Here is a 19,772-nt window from a genome sequence, read left to right as displayed (position 1 = left end):
TGTATATAATAAAAATAATTTAATATTTAGTTAAACCACTAGATAACAAAACGTTGACTAATAGATTTGTTGCTATGTACTAGATGCATAACATCAGCAAAAAGCGGAGCGCAAGATAATACTTTTATTTTAGATACGGAAGTATTTTTTAATGGAATACTATCAGTTATAGCAATTTCCGTTAATAGAGAGTTATCAAGACGCTCATAAGCTGGTCCAGATAAAACTCCATGCGTTGCAATCGCACGAACAGATTTTGCTCCTTTTTCCATAATCAATTCAGCCGCCTTTGCAAGTGTACCCGCTGTATCAATCATGTCATCCACTAAAATAACATTTTTACCTTCAACCTCACCGATTAACATCATGCTATCAACTTGGTTTGCAACTTTACGTTCTTTGTGACAAATTACGATATCTGCATTAAGGTATTTAGCATATGTATTTGCACGTTTAGCACCTCCCATGTCTGGAGAAGCAATACAAATATTATCTAAGCCTAAACCTTTAATGTATTCAACAAAAATTGTTGAAGCAAATAAATGATCAACAGGAACTTCAAAAAATCCTTGAATTTGATCAGCGTGTAAATCCATAGTCATTACACGAGTTGCTCCAGCTGTCATTAACATTTTTGCAACTAATTTTGCTCCAATTGGCACACGTGGAGCATCCTTACGATCTTGACGAGCAAAACCAAAATAAGGAATAACAACTGTAATACTTTTAGCAGATGCGCGTTTTGCTGCATCACACATTAAAAGTAATTCCATTAAATTGTCTGTTGGTTGCATTGTAGAACCAATTAAGAAAACGCGAGCTCCGCGAATTGGCTGTTCAAAAGCGGGTACAAATTCTCCGTCGCTAAATTCTACAATTTTAGATTTACCAAGTTCTTGACCATATTGATCGGCAATTTTTTGTGCTAATTCTAATGATCCTCTGGTCGAAAAAAGAAATGCTGATTGTTCCATTGTTTGTTTTGGGAAATATTTATGCAAAAATAATTTAAATGATTTAAAAATGATATAAGAAAATCAAAAATTAATTTCGGCACAATTATTGAATATTTTTTAAACAAGTTAAAATAATCATAAAGACATAATCATGACTTTCGTTAGTTATAGTGTTTTTTAACAGTTTTTGATTGATTCGTTTTTAAGTATTTATATAAATTTGCAATTAAATATATCCTCATGAAAAAGATTTCATACCTATTAAGTGTAATTGGATTAGGAATTTTTGCTCACGCGCAAGAAACTACTGAAACAATTAACAACGATTACAACAAATGGTCTATCGAGGCCAATGGAGGTGCGGTAAAAGCAAGAAAAGCATTCGCTCCAGGTTATTATTCAGAAACACCAAGTTTTTTCCATGCTGATTTTGGTGTACGTTATATGTTCAATCCAAAATTTGGTTTAAAATTAGATGGTGGATATGATCGTATCAAAGAAGGCGAAGATGTAGCTCGTTTCCGTTCTAATTATTACCGTGTAGATTTACAAGGGGTTGCGAACTTAGGACGAATCATGAATTTTGAAACATGGACAAATAGAATTGGATTATTAGCTCATGGTGGTGCAGGTTACTCTTGGATGAATAATGATGCGACAAAAGGTGCTGATGGTAAAGTTTTCGACGACAATGATAACATGGTAAATGTTATGGTTGGTTTAACACCACAATTAAGATTAACTGATCGTGTTGTTTTAACAGGAGATGTATCTTACGTAAGAAATATTCGTCAAAATGTAACATTTGATGGCACAGCTAACACATCAGGTTCAGGATTTGGAGGTGAAATTTGGAATGCTACTTTAGGTTTAACATTTTACTTAGGTAAAAACGAAAAACATGCTGACTGGGTTTACGAACCAACTCGTTCTGACTTAGAAGATCGTATTTCTAACATCGAACAAATGTTAAAAGATACTGATGGTGATGGTGTTGCTGATTACTTAGATCAAGAACCAGATTCAGCTCCAGGTGCAGTAGTTGACACAAAAGGTGTTACTATCGACCACAACGGAAACGGAATTCCAGATAATATTGAAGAATATATCAAACAAAATGCAGGAGGAAACACAACTGTCATTAACGATGCTGATTTCTTAGAGCAAATGATTAATTCAGGTATTATCAACGTATACTTCGATTACAACTCTGACAAACCATACCAACAATCTGTTGGAGGTATCAAATTTGTATCTGAGTACTTAAAAGCTAAACCAAATGCTCAAATTGACATTTTAGGTTTTGCTGATCCAGTAGGAGGAGATGCTTTCAATAAAGACTTATCTCGTAGAAGAGCAGAAAATGTTAAAGCTATTTTAGTTAGTCAAGGAGCTAATGCTTCTCAATTAACTACTGTTGGTGAAGGGGAAGATAAAGAGTTCAAAAACTCTCAAGTTTCATCTCATCAATTAGCAAGAAGAGTTGTTTTCAGAGTAAAATAATTCTCTCTTAATTTAAGATATTAATCAGGGATAGATTTTTCCATTTTTTGGAGTCTCTATTCCTGATTTTTTTATTATCTTTACCACCACTTAAATTACTAAAATATTGAATCCTTTTAACCAACACTTTAATGCTCCTAGATGGGTAGTATTAGTGCTAGACATACTTATTGTTTTCTTTAGCTATGTAATAACCAATTTTATACTTAATAGTTTTCTAAATTCTTTTAGTTTAGAAAAATTATTATTTAAATTACCATTTGTTGTAGCAGCATATACTCTATGTTTCCTATACTTCAAAACATATAAGGGAATTGTAAAAAAAACGGGGTTAAAAGATGCTGAAAATGTATTTGTATCTAATACTACGGCTTTTCTGATTCTTTTCTTCATCTCTTTTATCTATAGACAATTCATTGAATCTAATCTTTCGGAGAACACTCCTGTTTCATATGTTTTCAGAATGTCTTACTCTGTTATCTTTGTCCATTTATTTATTTCAACAGTAATAATGGTTATTGCCAGATTATATTATAAATGGATTTATAATTATTTTTTCTCAAAAAATAAGGAACAACAAAAAATATTAATTTACGGTGCAGGAGATTCAGGATTAATTACTCGAGATATTTTACAAAATGATACTCAGTTTAATTATAAAGTTGTAGGTTTTATTGATGATAAACCTTCTAAAATTGGAACATTTATAGATGGTGTTAAAATTTATTCTATAAATGATATTGATAATAAATTCATTGAACGAAATGATATTTCAGAAATTATTATTTCTATTCAAAATATTAAAACGAATCAATTATTAAATCTATCCAAATCATTAGAAGATTTGAATGTAAACATAAAAATAATTCCACCTATTTCTAATTGGATTGATGGTACATACAAGCCTGCTCAAATCAAACAATTAAAAATTGAAGATTTATTAGGTCGTGAATCAATTAAGTTGAAAAACCCTATTATTAATGAAAATGTACAAGGTAAGGTAATACTTGTTACTGGTGCTGCAGGTTCTATAGGAAGTGAAATTTCAAGGCAACTTGCTATGATGGATTTTGCTCAACTAATTTTGATTGATCAGGCAGAATCGGCTCTATATGATGTTCAACAGTCTTTAAAAAATGAAATTTCTGAAGAAAAACAAAATAGAATAGATTATATCGTTTCGAGTGTAAGAGATCGAAAACGAATGTTAAGCCTTTTTGATAAATATCATCCGCAAATTATTTTTCATGCAGCTGCATATAAACATGTTCCTTTAATGGAAAGATTTCCATATGAAGCAATTAATACAAATATTTATGGAACAAAAATTATTGCTGATTTAGCGAATGAATTTGGTGCCGAAAAATTTGTTATGGTTTCAACAGATAAAGCGGTTAATCCGACTAACGTGATGGGAGCAACCAAACGTGTGGCAGAAATTTATGTAAATTGTACAAATGAAAAATCTAAAACAAATTATATTGTTACTCGATTTGGCAATGTCTTAGGATCTAATGGTTCTGTAATACCTTTATTCAAACGTCAATTAGAAAACGGAGGTCCTTTGACAGTAACACATCCCGATATTACACGTTTTTTCATGACTATTCCAGAGGCCTGCCAATTAGTATTAGAAGCGGCTATTATGGGAAAAGGTGGTGAGATTTTTGTATTCGACATGGGCGAATCAATGAAAATTATTGATCTTGCTAAAAGGATGATTAGATTAAGTGGCTTTAAATATCCTGAAGAAATTGATATAAAAATTGTAGGTTTGCGTCCAGGTGAAAAAATCTATGAAGAGTTATTGGCTAATGATGAAAATACAGTAAAGACCCATCATGAAAAAATAATGATAGCAAAAGTTAATACAAACAAATGTCAAGACAATAAAAAACTAATTGAAGAACTATGCTTAATGTCTTCAACCATAGAAAAACATGAGCAAGTCATGCATTTAGTGGCTAAAATAAAAGAGATTGTACCAGAATTTAAATCTCAAAACTCAGAATTTGAAAAACTTGATAACTTAATTTATGAAAAATAAAATTTTTAATCTTTTAATTGTAATAGTTATACTCACTATTTCTTCTTGTGCATCAAAAAAAGAATTAGTCTACTTTCAAGGAGATCAACAATCTACTACGAAATACGAAGAATATATTCCTAAAATTCAATCTTCTGATATGCTAGCAATCAGTGTAAGTGCTGCTGATATAAAAGCTACAGAACCTTTTAATCAACAAAGTGTTTATCAAGTAAATTCTGGGGTGCAAAATAATCCTTATGCGAAGGTTTATACTGTTGATGAAAATGGTTATATCAACTATCCGTTAATTGGTAATGTGAAAGTAGGTGGATTAACTAGAACAGAAGCTGAAAATGAATTAAAAGCAAAAATCTCAAAATATATCGTTAATCCTGGGGTAAATATTAATTTTACAAATTTTAGAATTAGCGTTTTAGGAGAAGTTGCTAAACCTGGTAATTTTACAATTCCAAGCGAAAGAGTAAGTATACTTGATGCTTTAGGTATGGCTGGTGATTTAACTATTAATGGTGTTAGAAATAATATTATGGTTATTCGTGAACAAAATGGACAAAAACAAACATATAACGTCGATTTAACATCCAAAGAAATACTAAACTCTCCTGTTTATTATTTAGCCCAAAATGATGTTATTTATGTAGAACCAAATAATGCTAAAATTTCATCATCTAAATTTACACCAAACTATTCATTATGGATATCTGTTGCTGGTGTTATAATATCTGTAATTGCTGTTATTTCTAAATAAAAATGAGTACAAATAAAAATAACCTAGAAGACCAATACTTCGATGAGTCTGAAGAAACGATTAATATCAGACAAATTTTAGAACAATATCTTTATTACTGGAAATGGTTTGTATTTGGAGTTATTATTTCTTTAACCTTAGCCTTTTTATATGTTAAATATACTCAGAAACAATATCAAGTTTCAGCTAAAATATTATTAAATGAGAAAGAATCTGCAACAGGTGAATTAGCTGGTTTAATGGATCAAGCTATGCTTGGAGGGGGATCTTCAACAAATGCTGAAGTTGGTGATCAAATTGATGTTTTAAAATCAAAACGACTAATTACTAAGGTTGTAGAAGAAAATAATTTAAATATTCAATATTTTAGTAAAGGTCGTGTAGCTGAAGTTGAATTAACTCAAGAGAAATCTCCTATTAAAATTATTTTTCTAAACGAAGCTGATAAAACCAATGAAGATTTAGAAGCTAAATTTATTGTTCAAATAAAATCTACAACAAAATTTATTTTAACAAACAAAACAACTTCTACAGAAAAGGAATATTCTTTTGGACAAAAAATAAATGATAAGATTGGAAGTTTTGTTATCAGTCCTAATAAAAACTTAGCTAAATCAATTGATAATGAATATCTGATTGTTTTAAATTCTATTGATAAGACTGTAGATAATTACCAAAAGAAACTTGCTATAGATCCTAACAGTGAAAAAAGTTCTAAAATTATTAACTTCTCATTAGTAGGTCCTGTTCCTGAGATTTCTAAAAAAGTAATTAATGATTTAATTATTAATTACAACAAAGATATTGTAGGCGATAACCATAAATTAACTGAAGCTACATCTAAGTTTATTGATTCAAGGTTAGCTATTGTTAGTGGCGATTTAGATGGTGTTGACAAACAATTAGAACAATATAAACAAAGTAATAATATTACAGATGTTACCTCTGAAGCAAATATTTTTTTAGAGAGTGCTGCTGATAATGAAAAGAAATTATTAGATGCTTCTACACAACTACAATTAGTTGAATATATGAATGGAGCTCTTAATACGTCTCGTACAGATTTACTTCCTTCAAATATTGGTTTAGAAGATAAATCTATTTCATCAGAAATATCTTCATACAACGAACTAGTCCTAGCTAAAGAAGATATGTTAAAATCTGTAACAAATGAACATCCAAATGTTATTAAATTACAAGAGCAAATAAATGATGTAAAAAGAAACCTGAAGAATAGTTTAAAATTATATAGAAATAACACACAAACTATTTTAAATACAATACAAGGAAAGCAAAATCAAATTGCTGGAAAAATTAAAAAAGTACCTAGTCAAGAGCGTGGTTTTAGAGATATATCTCGCCAACAACAAATTGTAGAGGCTTTATATTTATTCTTACTTCAGAAAAGAGAAGAAAATGAAATAAAAGCTGCTGCAACACCAGAAAATATTAAAGTAATTGATTATGCTTATGGTATAAAAGAACCTGTTTCCCCTAAAAAAAGTATTATATTTTTAGGAGCGCTTATTGTAGGTCTTATAATACCTTTTATAATAATTTATATATACAAATTATTAAATAATACAGTTAATTCAAAAGAAGATGTAGAAAATGCCGTAGGAGCACCTATCGCAGGACAAGTACCGAAAAGTAATATTTCTATATTAGAAAATAATGATAACTCAAGTGCTGCTGAAGCTTTCCGAATCTTAAGAACAAATGTAAATTTCTTATTAAAGAACTCAACAGATCCTCAATGTATTTATATTACATCTACAACTAGTGGAGAAGGAAAATCATTTATATCAACTAACTTAACTCAGATTTTAACAATGTCTGGAAAATCAGTATTGTTAATCGGAGCTGATATTCGAAGTCCAAAAGTATTAGATTATTTAGGTATTTCTGATCAATATATACATAAATATGGTGTAACTGAATATTTAATTTCTAATGATGTTAATATTGATGATATTATCATAAAAAAACCTGCACATTATAAATTCGATGTTATTTATTCAGGTCAAATAGCACCTAATCCATCCGAATTATTAATGAATGGACGATTTGATGATATTATTAAATATGGAAAGGAACATTATGATTATGTAATAGTTGATACAGCTCCTGTAAGTTTAGTAACTGATACACTATTAATTTCAGACGATGCAGATATTACAATGTACGTAGTTCGTGCCAACTACTTAGATAAACGTATGCTAGCAATTCCAAGAGATTTATATAGAGAAAATAGACTTAAGAATATGGCTATGGTTATTAATGATGTTGACTTTACAAAAGGTTATGGCTATGGTTATGGCTATGGTTATGGAGAAAACCATAATAAAGGTGGATTTTTTAAAAACCTTTTTAAACGTAAATAAAATAAAAACCTGAAGTTAATCTTCAGGTTTTTTGTTCTATAAAATATATACACTATTGACCTTCCTTCTCCAATCTCTCTAATGCTTTTTCGTGAGCTGATTTTACATCATTTTTGATCTTTTTATCTTGTGTAGATTTTCTAATCTTTTCTGCATGATAAGCCAAATCATCTAATGTCATTTTATAACTCACATAAAATCCGCGATTATATCTTGAATATGAAGCTAATCCCCAACCAGCAATTAATTGATTCTTAATCTTTTTGGTTTGATATTCGTTCAAATAACGTTGAAGTTTTGGAGAAATTTCTTCTTTCGCAATTGATTTTACAGAACCATTCATTCGGCTAAACCAATATTTATTATCCAATTTTATATATGATTTTGCACCTAAAATGCTTTTAAAAGCAAGATCCCCAAGCAGTAAAACCTTTTCAAATTCAGATTTTTCATTGGTCATATAATCCCAATACATTTCAGAAGTCATTCCAACCATCGGACTTTTATCTATTGTTGCTTCATACAAATCTTTACCATTTTGATAAGCTGCTGCAACATTTTTAAATTCGATTCCAAAATCATCACAAGCCTTCTGATAACCTGTAAAAGAACCCGAATATTTCTCGAAATTATCTATAAAAACTCTATAAATACAATAATGTGAAATATCAATCAAAACTTTTTTAGAATCATCTAAAAAACCGTTTATCAACTGTATCGGAAAGTTATAATATTCGTAGGAACTCATAATTGTTTGATTGTCTTAAATGTGGTGTTAATTCATCGACTAAGATAAGATAGTTTTTATTATTCTTAAAATGATAAGTATCAAAAAACTTCAAAATTTAATAGGTTAGATTTTTAAAGGGGTAAAACTTCAATTCCTAATTTCTTCCTAAATCTTCTTTGTCCTTTGTCTCAAAATAATAAACAAATGAAATTTTTCTTAACAATAATTACAAGCACTTTCTTAACAATTACTACGATAGCTCAGACGAAAAATGATTCAATTATCACCATTCAACCTCAACAAAAAACATTAAAACCTAAAGTTGAACATGCAGAACCTCTCTATACAGATTTGATGCGTGATTTGGGCGCACGAAAAGGAGAAGCTGAGATAAATGTAGGATTTGGAGTGACCTCAAAAAAAGGATATAATGAATATAATGGTTTTATTGAGTATGAATGGGCTGTTGCAGATCGTTTGGGATTGGAGGTTGAAGTACCTTTTTCTTTTAATCACAAAAGCGATAATAACGATGGCTCTATTTATGTTCCGAACAATAAAATTGAAGGTTTAAAATTAGCAACTCAATATACTTTTTTAGTAAATGAAAAACAAAAAATGTCTTTGGCTGTAGCTTATGTTCATGAATTTGAGTTTAATAATTTTAAAGAATTAGGACATCAAGGTTCTGTATTTACGGGTATGAAAATGAATCCTGTTTTTATTGGAGCAAAGAATTTTAAAAATTTCAACACGTTAATCTATACAGGTCCTATTTTTGAACATCATTATAAAGAGCAAAAAGTAGATGTTGGAGCAACTATAAATGCAAGTATGATGTATGTTTTACCAAATTCGAAAAACTTTATTGGACTTGAAAATAATATGGATATTGACCGCGATGGATTTCATTATACTTTAAGACCTCAAATTAGATTGGCTATTCAACACAATTTAATGATTGGTTTGGTTACTGGAGTTTCTATCACCAAACATACAGGAACCAACCTTGATGTGATGACACGTATTATTTGGGAACCTTAGTTTTCTTAATAAAAAAACCTCCTTTAAAACTTTTTAAAGGAGATTTGTGGAGCTGGCGGGATTAAGGATATGCATTACATATCAATATCTTAGCTCTAAAAACCTTCTAAAGGGGATGAAATCGGGGATGATTTCCACTAATTATCATCTTCAACCCTACTCGTATATTTTATTTAAATCAAAGAATTCCTTCGTCTGCAAAACTAAGGTAAGAATTTTTAGCCATAATAATATGGTCTAACAATCGAATATCAAATAACTCGCAACACTCTTTTATTTTAGAGGTTATTCGCTTATCTGATTCACTCGCATTTAAGTTCCCACTTGGGTGGTTATGAGTTATTACAAGAGCAGATGCATTAGCTTTTAATACCATTCCCATAATTAACCTTACATCTATGCTACAAGTGTTTATTCCGCCCTTAAACATACTTTTAATTCCTAAAACTTGATTCCCCTGATTTAGTAATAATATTTTGAACTCTTCTTGAAGTTCAATTGTATCCAAATCCCAATTCGCTTTAAGAACTTGAAAAACTTCACTACTTCCCATTACTTTGATTTTCTCATCAACTTCATTCGTATATGAGATTTTAATTTCTGACACCTTCATTTTTGGCTATAAGATTTTAGAGTAGAGATAAATTTTGTTGATGATTTAGTATCAAAAACAAGCAAGTTTGCTTACCTCTACGTTTGTTAAACATTAATTTAGAATCACAGGAAGATGAATAAATCCACCAAAAAAAAACCTTTCTCTTAAAAAGTGGTGAGGGGGATTCCAAATCTTCCAAAAATAGGTGGGGGTTATTCGAGGGTAGTTTACGTGTTCGAAAATTTTATAAAAAAAATTTTGTAGAAATTGTAAAGTTTGTAATTATAGTATCTAAATTGCTATATTGCATATATAATTAACTAAGCTATATAGTATATATCAGTAATGTCACAAAAAAAATAAATGAGTAAATTTAAAAGTATTATTATTGAAAATCTCTTTGGATCATTTACGCATAAAATAACTTTAAGTTATGATTCAAATATTACAATGATTTTAGGAAGGAATGGTTTAGGAAAAACCGTTGTATTAAAAATTATTAAAGCTATATTCAATGGTGATTTATTTCAATTAGAGGATATCGAATTTTCTAGGATAATAATAGATTTCGATGACGAAAATAAATGGATTATTTCAAAAAATATTAATTCAGAATATTTGTCAGAAGAAGGTAATAAAGAATTAGAAATAGATAATTCCTTTTTTCATATTAATCTAAGTTATTTTTTTAAAAATAACTTTGTAGAACAGCTCGATATTGCAAAAATAAATAAAAATTTTCTAAAATTTAGAAGAGCTTTAATGCGTTATTTACCTCCAGCTATTAGACCTATAGAAAATGATGAATGGATTGATAGACGAATAGAAGAACGTATGACTACAAGTCAATTAATAGAAAAATATAAAAATGTTCTTCCTGAATCAATCTTTAAAGAAAATATTATATATCCTGATTGGTTCAATAATAAAATAAATGATAAAAAAGTATTTTTAATAGAGACTCAAAGATTATTGACTTTATCCAATGAAAATGAAGAACATAATAGGTATAGAGATTCCACAAGAAATATTTATAAAAATACTGTTGAAGAGTATTCTGAAAATCTTGCATACTTAATAAAAAGCCAATTAGCTAAAGGTTCTGAACTTTCAAATGAACTTGATAGAAGCTATCCAAATAGATTAATTGAAAGATTGAAAGATAGTTCGGAAATATCAAAATCTGAATTAAATAAAAGTTTGAAAGATTTAGAACATAAAAGAGAAAAACTACAAAAAGTTGGATTAATAGACCTACAAAACCAACCAAATATAAATTTAATAAATAGAAAAGAAGATAATCAGATTTTTCAAGTACTTCAAGTATATATTGAAGATAGTTGGAAAAAATTGGAAGATTATGATAGTTTGGCTAATAGGATAGATTTATTCATTAATATAATTAATGATAGATTTTTACAAAAAAAAATATACATATCTAAGAATAAAGGATTTTATTTTAAGTCAACGAAAACTGACAAAGAAATCCCCTTAAAGAGTTTATCTTCAGGAGAGCAACACATAATAGTTTTGTATTATGAACTTCTATTCAAAATTCACGAAGAAAGTTTATTATTAATGGATGAACCTGAAATTTCATTACATATTGCATGGCAAAAGAGAATAATTGAAGATTTAAAAAATATTATCAAATTAAAACCTATGGAAATTATAATTGCAACACACTCACCAGCAGTTATTGGTAAAAATTGGGATTTAACTATTGAATTAAACGAAGAATAATGTGTTTAAAAGATGAAATAGATGGCGATTTTATTGCTAATTCAATTAGAATGGTTAAAACTGAAGGTTATTATATTTTATTAGAAGGTGAAAATGATGAATTATTATTTTCTAAATTTTTTAAAGATGAGTACTCTTCATTTGAAATATGTCATGGAAAAGAAAATCTACTATCTACTATAAAAATACTTAATCAATCTAACTCTACACAAAATTATATTGGAATTCTTGATAAAGATTTAGATTTTTTAAACTCTGAATATTCTCTTGAAAGAAATGTTCTTTATACAGATTATCATGATTTAGAAATAATGTGTTTTGCTTCTCAAGCATTTAATTCAGTAGCTTTAGAATATTTTAGCAAAACTAAAATTAAACGATTTAACAATTTAGAGAGTTTAAAAACTCATATAATAGATTTAGCATTACAAATTTCTAAACTTCGTGTTTTAAACTTTCATAATGACTATAATATCAAACTTAAACCAAATCAAAAAAATAAAGAGACTAAAGAACTCGATTATAGTAAATTTATATGCAAAAAAGAGTTTAAATATTTAGGTCATAAAATTTTATTAGAAACAATATCCAAATATTATAATCAAGGTTTACCTAAGAAGGAAGAAACTATAATTAATGAAATTAACAAGCTTGATATTAGTGAAATGGAAATTTTGAATTTAATTCATGGACATGACTTAACAACTATTATAGCGTTAGGTCTTAAAAATTCTATTGGAAAATCTTCATTGAAAGCAAGCAAAAGAGAAGATATTGAAAGAGCTTTGCGATTAGCATATAATTATGAAAATTTTAAAAACACCTTATTGTATCAAAAAATTATTTCAATAGATTCTAGATTGCTAAATTAGTAAAAACTTAATTTAGTATCTTCTCCATAATCACACAACAAATTATTTATCAATTTAACTCTCAAAATTTATTTAACATAATTTGGTTATAGTGGGCTTGTCCCCGATAGCCCGTAGGCGACTATAACAACAAGTTATGTTAATATAGATTTTGTCCGCTGTTTATGTTAAAGTTTCAAGATGGCTTTCAAGCTCAGGAGATGTAAAAGAGATATCTGTTGGATTTGCAGTTTTTGTACTTTTTGTAACATTGTAAATCTTGTAAACGTATTATTTTTATATATGTATTTTGATTTTTAGTTAATTATATTTTACAATACCTTTTTTAATCCTCCTGTGCTTACATATAAATAGAAGATATATTGATTAACTATTACATAGATTACAGGGTTACAAAGTGTACAATTTTTACAAATACAAAAAACCTCAGCTAATTTTTAGCTGAGGTTTATATTTATACTATAATACTTTTCTGTTTAGACAGAGACATAAATTGTGATATAGTTAATGATAGTATCAATCCGAAAGTAGGAAAAATGAATAATACTGTTATTATAACCGTACAAACCATTACCCAAGTCCTATTTTTAGAATATTTTTCAACATTATTTCCATCAAGGAAATCCACGTATAATTTTCTGTTTCGTTTTAATGGTTTAAATAATAATTGTACCAAGTAATAAAACAGAATTGACGGTATAACTATTCCTGAAATAATTCCAAATGCACCCATATCGTCCTCACCTTTATTATTAGTTTGTCCAGCTAAGACAGCTAAGACTAATAATAATATAATTAAGAAACTCCAGATCTTACTTAAGGTATTTGCTATTTGTATTGTTCTCATAATTTAATTGTAATAATTATTGATTTGTTCTTTTGCTTCTTGATAACTTGCACCATTCAATACAAGTAAACCAATACTCACTTCTTTAAAAATATCTCTTTGATTTTTTTTATTATAAAAATTCCACGTTTTTCTAAGAGTTCCATCGACTAAATCATTGGACTTGTATGTAATAATCAACTCATCTTTCTTTTCCTTCACAACAATTTTTACATAACCTCCACCTAGAAAAGAATAACCAATTACTGCTTTTCCTGCTGAATTACTAATTATTTTCATTTTAGGATGAGATAACAAATCAGCCATTAAATCTTCGTATTCTTCTAATATATTTGTTTCAGATGAAGTGTTTTTATTTAAACTAATCGTGAAATAAACAAAACCAAACACAGCAGATATACTCATAATATTATCTCCTAAACTTAATTCATACTTTGTCAATACTCCAGCAGTCATAAAAATTGTAGCTACAACAAAAGATAAAATATAATCATATCCCAATCCTTTTCCTGTTGAAAAATTATCAAGAAAAGCTTTTGTAACTCTATATCCTAAAAAAAATAGTATTAAAATATGTATCGTAAAAATAATAGCCCAATGCCATTCGAGCACTATTGAATAAGAAACAACAGGAAGGATAATTCCACAAACTAATGGAATATATGCAAATATTGATTTTGTAAAATATAATTCATCATTGAACATGGCTATAATAAATATCCCTGAACAGATAAAAAAAATTAATGCTGAAAATAATAATAGAATTTCACTCATATAAATGTAATATCTAATGAGCCTAAATAGATGATTTTGATTAGAAAAGAAGGCGTAGGCTCGGACTCTTATTTAATTGTAGGGGCTCTGGTAAGCCTTAAGATATAAATAAGCGAAACCCACGCCCCTATATTATAAGGACGCGAGAATCAACTCATTCTACATCTTAATTTTGAATTTACCAGATTCCTACAGTAGAATATTAGTTAACGCTTCACGTTAGTTTTACGATATGTTAATGTGCCAAATATAAAACAATTTTTGCTTTGTTAACCTGTGTTGTGTTTTTTGCTTTGTAAAAAATAAGGAGGTAAAAAACCTCCTTATTTTCTAATTAAGTTTTAAGTACACCTTACCCGACTTTTTCAACAGACGCTTTTCCAGCAATTTTTTTAATGTATTATCTACGGTCTTAGCACAAACCGAAAGCTTCTCAACAATAATTTTCACCGCCTCTCCTCTTCTAAAATTTTGAGGTAGCAATTGTAAAATTTCAGACTCAGAAGCCTTCAAATCAATTGATTTGTCATATAAACTAGCCGTATCTAAAGAATTTTTTAGTAAGTAAGGCAGAATAACTTTTATAAAATCAATAGCTCTGTCTGAACATTGAAATCTATCCATTACATCAGAAAATTCATCGGTATTCTCCAAAACAGTATAAATCATCAACAAACGATACATCATTATTGCTTGTCGCAACACAATATCTACTAGATTTTCATCAATGTCTTGCACTGCATTAAAATAACCTTCAAAGAAATTATTAAAATCTGCAAGTTGTTCCTCGTTTAAATAAAATTCACGCTCTAAAGAATTAACAACCTCGTACACCTTGAATATGTAATCGTTCAGATTATGAATTTCTTGCCTACGATTACCTACGTATGACCCATCGTTCCATTTTGATCTTTCTGAATAGGTATAGAACATAATCCTGCTGAACAACCCATTTTCTCTTGATTGTATCAATGGTTTTAGTTGTTCTCCAGTTCCTGAAATAGCCACCGTTAACCTCGGAGTATCACATATAATTTCTGGATAAGATTTACGAGAAATACTAATGCGTTCGTGTTGGAATGCTTTACGTAATATCTCTGAGTAGTTTCCCCACTCCCTCTTTAATACAAAAGATAAAGTATCAGCTTCGTTATCATGAATGTAACTCCCATCAGAGAACGAATTTGATAAACTTTCTTGTAATTTTGAACTACTGTTATTCGCTGGAATAAAGAAGTTAGAATTTCTTGTTAGAATTTCTTCTTTTACTTTTTGAATAATTTTCTCTCCAATCGATAACTTAGATTTACCTGTAGCTGCTTGCCCAATAACAAATAAGTAGAGATTTGGAAAGAACAACTCATCTCTATAATAGCCAAATACTTTTGGGAAAATTGCACTAAGATGTGTTAAACTTGAGAGGAGAACGATATCCTTCTCTCGCCCTGTAAAGGTTTCTAATAAAGGTTTTAACACATCAGGAGCCAAGTCAAACACCTCCTGTGGAAATTTTCCATCATCAGGTATTTCAAATGTAACCTCCTCTGTTGTTATTTCCTCCTTTTCTTGTGAAACTTCTAATTCACTTTTTAAAAGCTCAGTTACTTCTTGAACATTACCAGTTTCATCCTTCTCTGTTAAATGTTTTTCTTCTGTTGTAGTTTCTACTACCTTGGTTTGTAAAGTTTGCTCTTCCTTAGTATTAACTTCTTCACTAAAACTGTAGTCATAACTACTTAATCCTGTTTGAGCCCAACTTCCTAGGGGCGTTTTAATATGATTTAATCTCATAATTTATAATGATTCAGGTTTTTAGTTTAATTTTTTGTTTTCCTGAATTCTTTGACAAATCTAGAGATGATCCAAACAGAACTTTGAAACTAAACTTTTGCTATTTTTTTACTGATTTAGTTTCTCTCTTCTTTTAATAGCTGAACGAATTGATTTCTCACTATCACTATCTATATATTCATCAATATCTTTTCCTTCCTCCAACTTTGTAAATGCTACATCTTTTGCAATAACAGGTATTTGAAAAAGGTGTGAAAAAATACCAATAAATTTGGCTTTTAAATCAATATCTCCTAATCTCTTGTTTAATAAAACATATAATTCTTCTTTAACATCTGTACCATATTTAACAAATCCTTTTTTATCTAAAACTACTGTATCAAAAAACTCATCAATTCCAGATTCTAAAAAATTTATTAACATAGTAATAACGAAAGCATTTTTGATAGATTTTGATTTTCCATAGATTGGATTAAACTTTATTGAATCAAATAAGTCAATAGGAATATGACCTTCTTGTTTGGTCAAGTCCTCTTTTAATGTAATAAAGAATTTTTTTAAGTCTAAAAGCTCTCCATCTATAGAATTAAACTCATCATATGTTGCTTTATGCTCTTTTCTATTTAACCCCTCTATAAATTGATAATTAAAATAAACTCCTAAACTTCTGTAAAATTCTATATCTTCTGAAAGATTATACTCTTTTAACAACAAAGCTAAAAGATTATCGATAATAGCAGGTATTTTGTAAGAAGTGTAGCCCCATTGTATTAGTAGTGTTGACTCTAAAACATCTTTATTAAATACTTTTTGTATAAAATCGTCATTTCCATTTTTTTTATAATTAATTTCTTTTCCACATTTACAATGATCGATAATATAAAGATTGAATACTTCCATTTTTATGTATTTTTTGTAACTTTTGTATTATTGTAAAAATAGTAGTTTAAATATTATTATTGAAAGGCTCAGGATTGTTTTACTATATAAAACCTCTTCTTTATCTCCTGAGCCTGTAATCTACCATAGTAGCTTCTTACAAAAATTACAAGTTTACAAGTTTCCCAATATTCTAATCATTCGTTGTAACATTTCTTCTAAATTTTGAATAATAAGATTAATAAAAGACTCTTTATTATGTTCTACTTGTGCGGTTTCTAAAGCAGAATAGTATTTTAATCGACTGTCAATATCGCCTTTTAAAATTGCAATTGGAAAACCATTTTGTAATAAGATTAAATTCGTTAATAAGCGGGCGGTTCTTCCGTTTCCGTCTATGAATGGGTGTATAGTTACTAAACGTTCGTGCATTTCGGCACTTAATACAACAGGGTGTAATTTGTCTTTATTGTCATTGTACCATAAAAACAAACTTTCTATTTCCTTTTGAACTAAATATGGTTGAGGTGGAACGTGCTTTGCTCCCGAAATCAATACTTGTAAATTTCTATATTTTCCTGCCTGTTCGTTGTTGATTCCTTGTAGAATTAAATAATGAATTTGTAATAAATCTCTTTCCGTAATTGTTTCATTTTGCTTTGCAAGGTCTTTGATATATTCAATTGCATTTTGATGGTTAACTGCTTCTAAATGCTCATTCAAAGACTTTCCACCTATCGTTAAACCTTTTTCAATTACAAGAGCTGTTTCTTGTAGTGTCAAAGAGTTTCCCTCTATCCTATTACTTTCATACGTATATTCAATATCAAGAGCCTTCGTAACCTTATCGCTTTGTAAGTTCCTAAGCTTGTTAAGATGTTGTTTTAATTCATCTAAATGTTCAAATCTATTTTTCATAATTTTATTTTCTTTTTGGTTCAAGTTTCGACCTCAACAAATCTGCTTTCTGCTTATCGTTCATCTTTATATATGTTTGTAGGGTTTTAGTTTGCTTGTGTCCTGTACCAAGTTTCAACGTATCTAAATCAACCCCTTTTCCATAATTAAGCGTTACAAAGGTTCTTCTTGCTGTATGGCTACTTATCATCTGCCATCTCACTTTTTTATTGTCACCGTTGTACTGCTTATTGAGTGTTTCGCATAGTTTAGCAACTTCTTTGATGTACTCATTGAACTTGACATTAGATATCTTCGGAAGTTTATAACTATACTTTACAAGAATTGTTTTTACAACTTTCAGTAATGGAAGAGTTAATTGCTCATTTGTTTTCTGCTGTCGTATAGCTATGTACTCATCGTCAATAATGTTTGATTGATTTATTTTGTTGAGGTCTGAAAATCGTTGACCTGTATAGCATGCAACTAAAAACAAATCTCTTACCTGTTCCAATCTTTTGTTATTAGATAAGTTTAATCTTTCCATTTCATCTATTTCATTTTCACTCAAAGCAATGTTATCTACTTCAATATCCTTTGTTAAAAATCTACTATTATGCAAAAATGGATTAACCTTGATACCTAAATTCTCAATAAAATATAAAACTGTTCTCAAAAATTTCATTTTACGATAAACAGTAGTCGGAGCATACTTCTTAGTCTCGATTAAATACTCTACATATTCATTTCTAAACTTCAAATCAATCATCTCAGTATTATAAATACGCTTCTTATCCTTCTGAAAATCTTTGAAGTTTTCTTTGGCTTGTTTATACTTTTGAACTGTTGTATGAGCTGTTGTAGATTTTATAGTCTCAATGTAGTCATCAAAATAATCTAAAATTGTTTTCTTATCAACTTTCTTAAACATTGGATTATTCTGAAAGTATTCCTGTTCAATCAAATTCTTTAATTCTTCCGAGTTTGGTTTTCTTTTGAAGGTTTCAGTAAAGCTATTAAACATTTTATAAGCTACTTTTTCAATTTCGACCAATTCTTTGTTTATAGTTTGATGATTCTTTTCTGAAATGGTTTCCTTAACTTTCAACCTTTCTTTATTCCAAAACTTCGGATTAACCTTCTGTTTAGTTGAGATTTTCATCTGTAGACCATCCCAACGCATGACCAAATAAATAATCGTTTCTGAGCTACTCTTTGGCTCTTTCAATACAAATGTTGTCTTTATCATATATCATTTTTTTAAAATTCCTTTCTATGAGAGGGATTCAAGCTGATATACGAGGGGATGAATTAGGGGATGAAATAGCGTTTTTTCACCGATTTTTATATAATTCCAAAAAGTATGGACACAAAAAAAACCTCTATTTTAGAGGGTTTAATAACTTTTAGTGTTTATAAAAGTTGTTTGTGTGGAGCTGGCGGGATTCGAACCCGCGTCCAAACAAGCAACAAATAAGCTTTCTACATGCTTAGTTTATTATTAATTTTCGACGAAATCCTGAGAATAAACACTCTGTCATCCGCTTATCATCTAAAATCTCAAAACCTATCCGATGCACTAAGGTTTCTATTCTTACTTTCCCGTGTCCCTGTATCAAACGCCGTAAGTCAAGGCTTTTGAGGGACATTCAGCTTCTATACCTAGTATAGACGTGGCGTATTCTTACTAAAATTCAGAATTATGCAGCTAAAGCGTACTCTTCGTTGCCAGTTAAAAAGTTGAAGTGCCTGATTAAAGTGAGTACACAACCTATCACTGCATGCTTACTTACCCATTGGCCCTGCTGTCAAAACCAGTCAGCCCCATAAAGTAAATTGTCAATAAATAATTGACGGATGCCAAATATACAAATTTTATACCAAATAGAATTAACTTTTTCTAAACATAATTATTGAACAAATTTGAATAAATTAGAGAAAATTCAATTCACAAAAATT

General features: G+C 29.1%; 16 protein-coding genes and 1 other RNA gene. 7 read left to right on the top strand and 10 right to left on the bottom strand.

Annotation, left to right across the window (positions count from 1 at the left end):
• Positions 1-38: 38 nt before the first annotated feature.
• Positions 39-974, bottom strand: a complete 936-nt coding sequence (locus tag B3I31_RS10575) for a ribose-phosphate pyrophosphokinase (protein WP_038336277.1) — start codon at positions 972-974, stop codon at positions 39-41.
• A 222-nt stretch (positions 975-1,196) separates the two neighbouring features.
• Between B3I31_RS10575 and B3I31_RS10570 the strand changes: the two genes are divergently transcribed.
• The 4 genes from B3I31_RS10570 (at position 1,197) to B3I31_RS10555 (ending at position 7,641) form a co-directional block, all read left to right on the top strand.
• Entirely contained in the window at positions 1,197-2,459 is a 1,263-nt protein-coding gene (locus B3I31_RS10570; protein WP_286494989.1) for an OmpA family protein, read from the top strand.
• Between the two features lie 106 nt (positions 2,460-2,565).
• The gene (locus tag B3I31_RS10565) at positions 2,566-4,506 is read left to right on the top strand and encodes a polysaccharide biosynthesis protein (protein ID WP_286494991.1); all 1,941 of its coding nucleotides are present in this window, start codon (positions 2,566-2,568) and stop codon (positions 4,504-4,506) included.
• Positions 4,496-5,257, top strand: a complete 762-nt coding sequence (locus tag B3I31_RS10560; RefSeq protein ID WP_125348880.1) for a polysaccharide biosynthesis/export family protein — start codon at positions 4,496-4,498, stop codon at positions 5,255-5,257. The genes B3I31_RS10565 and B3I31_RS10560 overlap by 11 nt, the downstream gene beginning before the upstream one ends.
• Before the next feature lie 2 nt (positions 5,258-5,259).
• Complete coding sequence (locus B3I31_RS10555; RefSeq protein ID WP_286494994.1) at positions 5,260-7,641, top strand: GumC family protein; 2,382 nt, start codon at positions 5,260-5,262, stop codon at positions 7,639-7,641.
• A gap of 52 nt (positions 7,642-7,693) precedes the next feature.
• On the opposite strand, the gene B3I31_RS10550 is transcribed toward B3I31_RS10555, so the two are convergent.
• Positions 7,694-8,389, bottom strand: coding sequence for a hypothetical protein (locus B3I31_RS10550; RefSeq protein ID WP_219034502.1), 696 nt, complete (start codon positions 8,387-8,389; stop codon positions 7,694-7,696).
• Positions 8,390-8,575: 186 nt separating this feature from the next.
• On the opposite strand from B3I31_RS10550, the gene B3I31_RS10545 reads away from it, so the two are divergent.
• A complete protein-coding gene (locus tag B3I31_RS10545) occupies positions 8,576-9,415 on the top strand; it encodes an HAEPLYID family protein (RefSeq protein WP_038336266.1) in 840 nt (279 codons plus the stop codon).
• 178 nt (positions 9,416-9,593) lie between these two features.
• On the opposite strand, the gene B3I31_RS10540 is transcribed toward B3I31_RS10545, so the two are convergent.
• A complete protein-coding gene (locus tag B3I31_RS10540) occupies positions 9,594-10,028 on the bottom strand; it encodes a JAB domain-containing protein (protein ID WP_291088036.1) in 435 nt (144 codons plus the stop codon).
• A gap of 345 nt (positions 10,029-10,373) precedes the next feature.
• Here B3I31_RS10540 and B3I31_RS10535 point away from each other — a divergent pair, with 345 nt between their 5' ends.
• Together B3I31_RS10535 and B3I31_RS10530 are read left to right on the top strand one after the other, a co-directional pair.
• On the top strand, positions 10,374-11,753 hold the full coding sequence (locus B3I31_RS10535; protein WP_291088033.1) for an AAA family ATPase: 1,380 nt from the start codon (positions 10,374-10,376) through the stop codon (positions 11,751-11,753).
• The gene (locus B3I31_RS10530) at positions 11,753-12,625 is read left to right on the top strand and encodes a hypothetical protein (protein ID WP_291088030.1); all 873 of its coding nucleotides are present in this window, start codon (positions 11,753-11,755) and stop codon (positions 12,623-12,625) included. Before B3I31_RS10535 ends, B3I31_RS10530 begins: the two co-directional genes overlap by 1 nt.
• Before the next feature lie 454 nt (positions 12,626-13,079).
• Here the strand turns inward: B3I31_RS10530 and B3I31_RS10525 are convergent, their stop codons facing one another.
• From B3I31_RS10525 to ssrA, 7 genes are all read right to left on the bottom strand, one after another.
• The gene (locus tag B3I31_RS10525) at positions 13,080-13,472 is read right to left on the bottom strand and encodes a hypothetical protein (protein WP_291088027.1); all 393 of its coding nucleotides are present in this window, start codon (positions 13,470-13,472) and stop codon (positions 13,080-13,082) included.
• A 3-nt stretch (positions 13,473-13,475) separates the two neighbouring features.
• Complete coding sequence (locus tag B3I31_RS10520) at positions 13,476-14,246, bottom strand: hypothetical protein (RefSeq protein WP_291074665.1); 771 nt, start codon at positions 14,244-14,246, stop codon at positions 13,476-13,478.
• 330 nt (positions 14,247-14,576) lie between these two features.
• Entirely contained in the window at positions 14,577-16,037 is a 1,461-nt protein-coding gene (locus tag B3I31_RS10515; RefSeq protein WP_291088024.1) for a DUF3987 domain-containing protein, read from the bottom strand.
• Positions 16,038-16,145: 108 nt separating this feature from the next.
• Positions 16,146-16,937 (bottom strand): hypothetical protein, encoded by a 792-nt coding sequence (locus B3I31_RS10510; protein ID WP_291046719.1) that lies wholly within the window; start codon positions 16,935-16,937, stop codon positions 16,146-16,148.
• A 153-nt stretch (positions 16,938-17,090) separates the two neighbouring features.
• Complete coding sequence (locus B3I31_RS10505) at positions 17,091-17,834, bottom strand: Fic family protein (protein ID WP_291088022.1); 744 nt, start codon at positions 17,832-17,834, stop codon at positions 17,091-17,093.
• A 4-nt stretch (positions 17,835-17,838) separates the two neighbouring features.
• Positions 17,839-19,062 (bottom strand): site-specific integrase, encoded by a 1,224-nt coding sequence (locus B3I31_RS10500; RefSeq protein ID WP_291074668.1) that lies wholly within the window; start codon positions 19,060-19,062, stop codon positions 17,839-17,841.
• 179 nt (positions 19,063-19,241) lie between these two features.
• Positions 19,242-19,639, bottom strand: a transfer-messenger RNA (tmRNA) gene (gene ssrA, locus B3I31_RS10495).
• Positions 19,640-19,772: the final 133 nt, after the last annotated feature.

The organism is Empedobacter sp. UBA3475, from assembly GCF_002378465.1.
Lineage (GTDB): Bacteria > Bacteroidota > Bacteroidia > Flavobacteriales > Weeksellaceae > Empedobacter > Empedobacter falsenii_B.
This window is presented reverse-complemented; position numbering and strand designations above follow the sequence as displayed.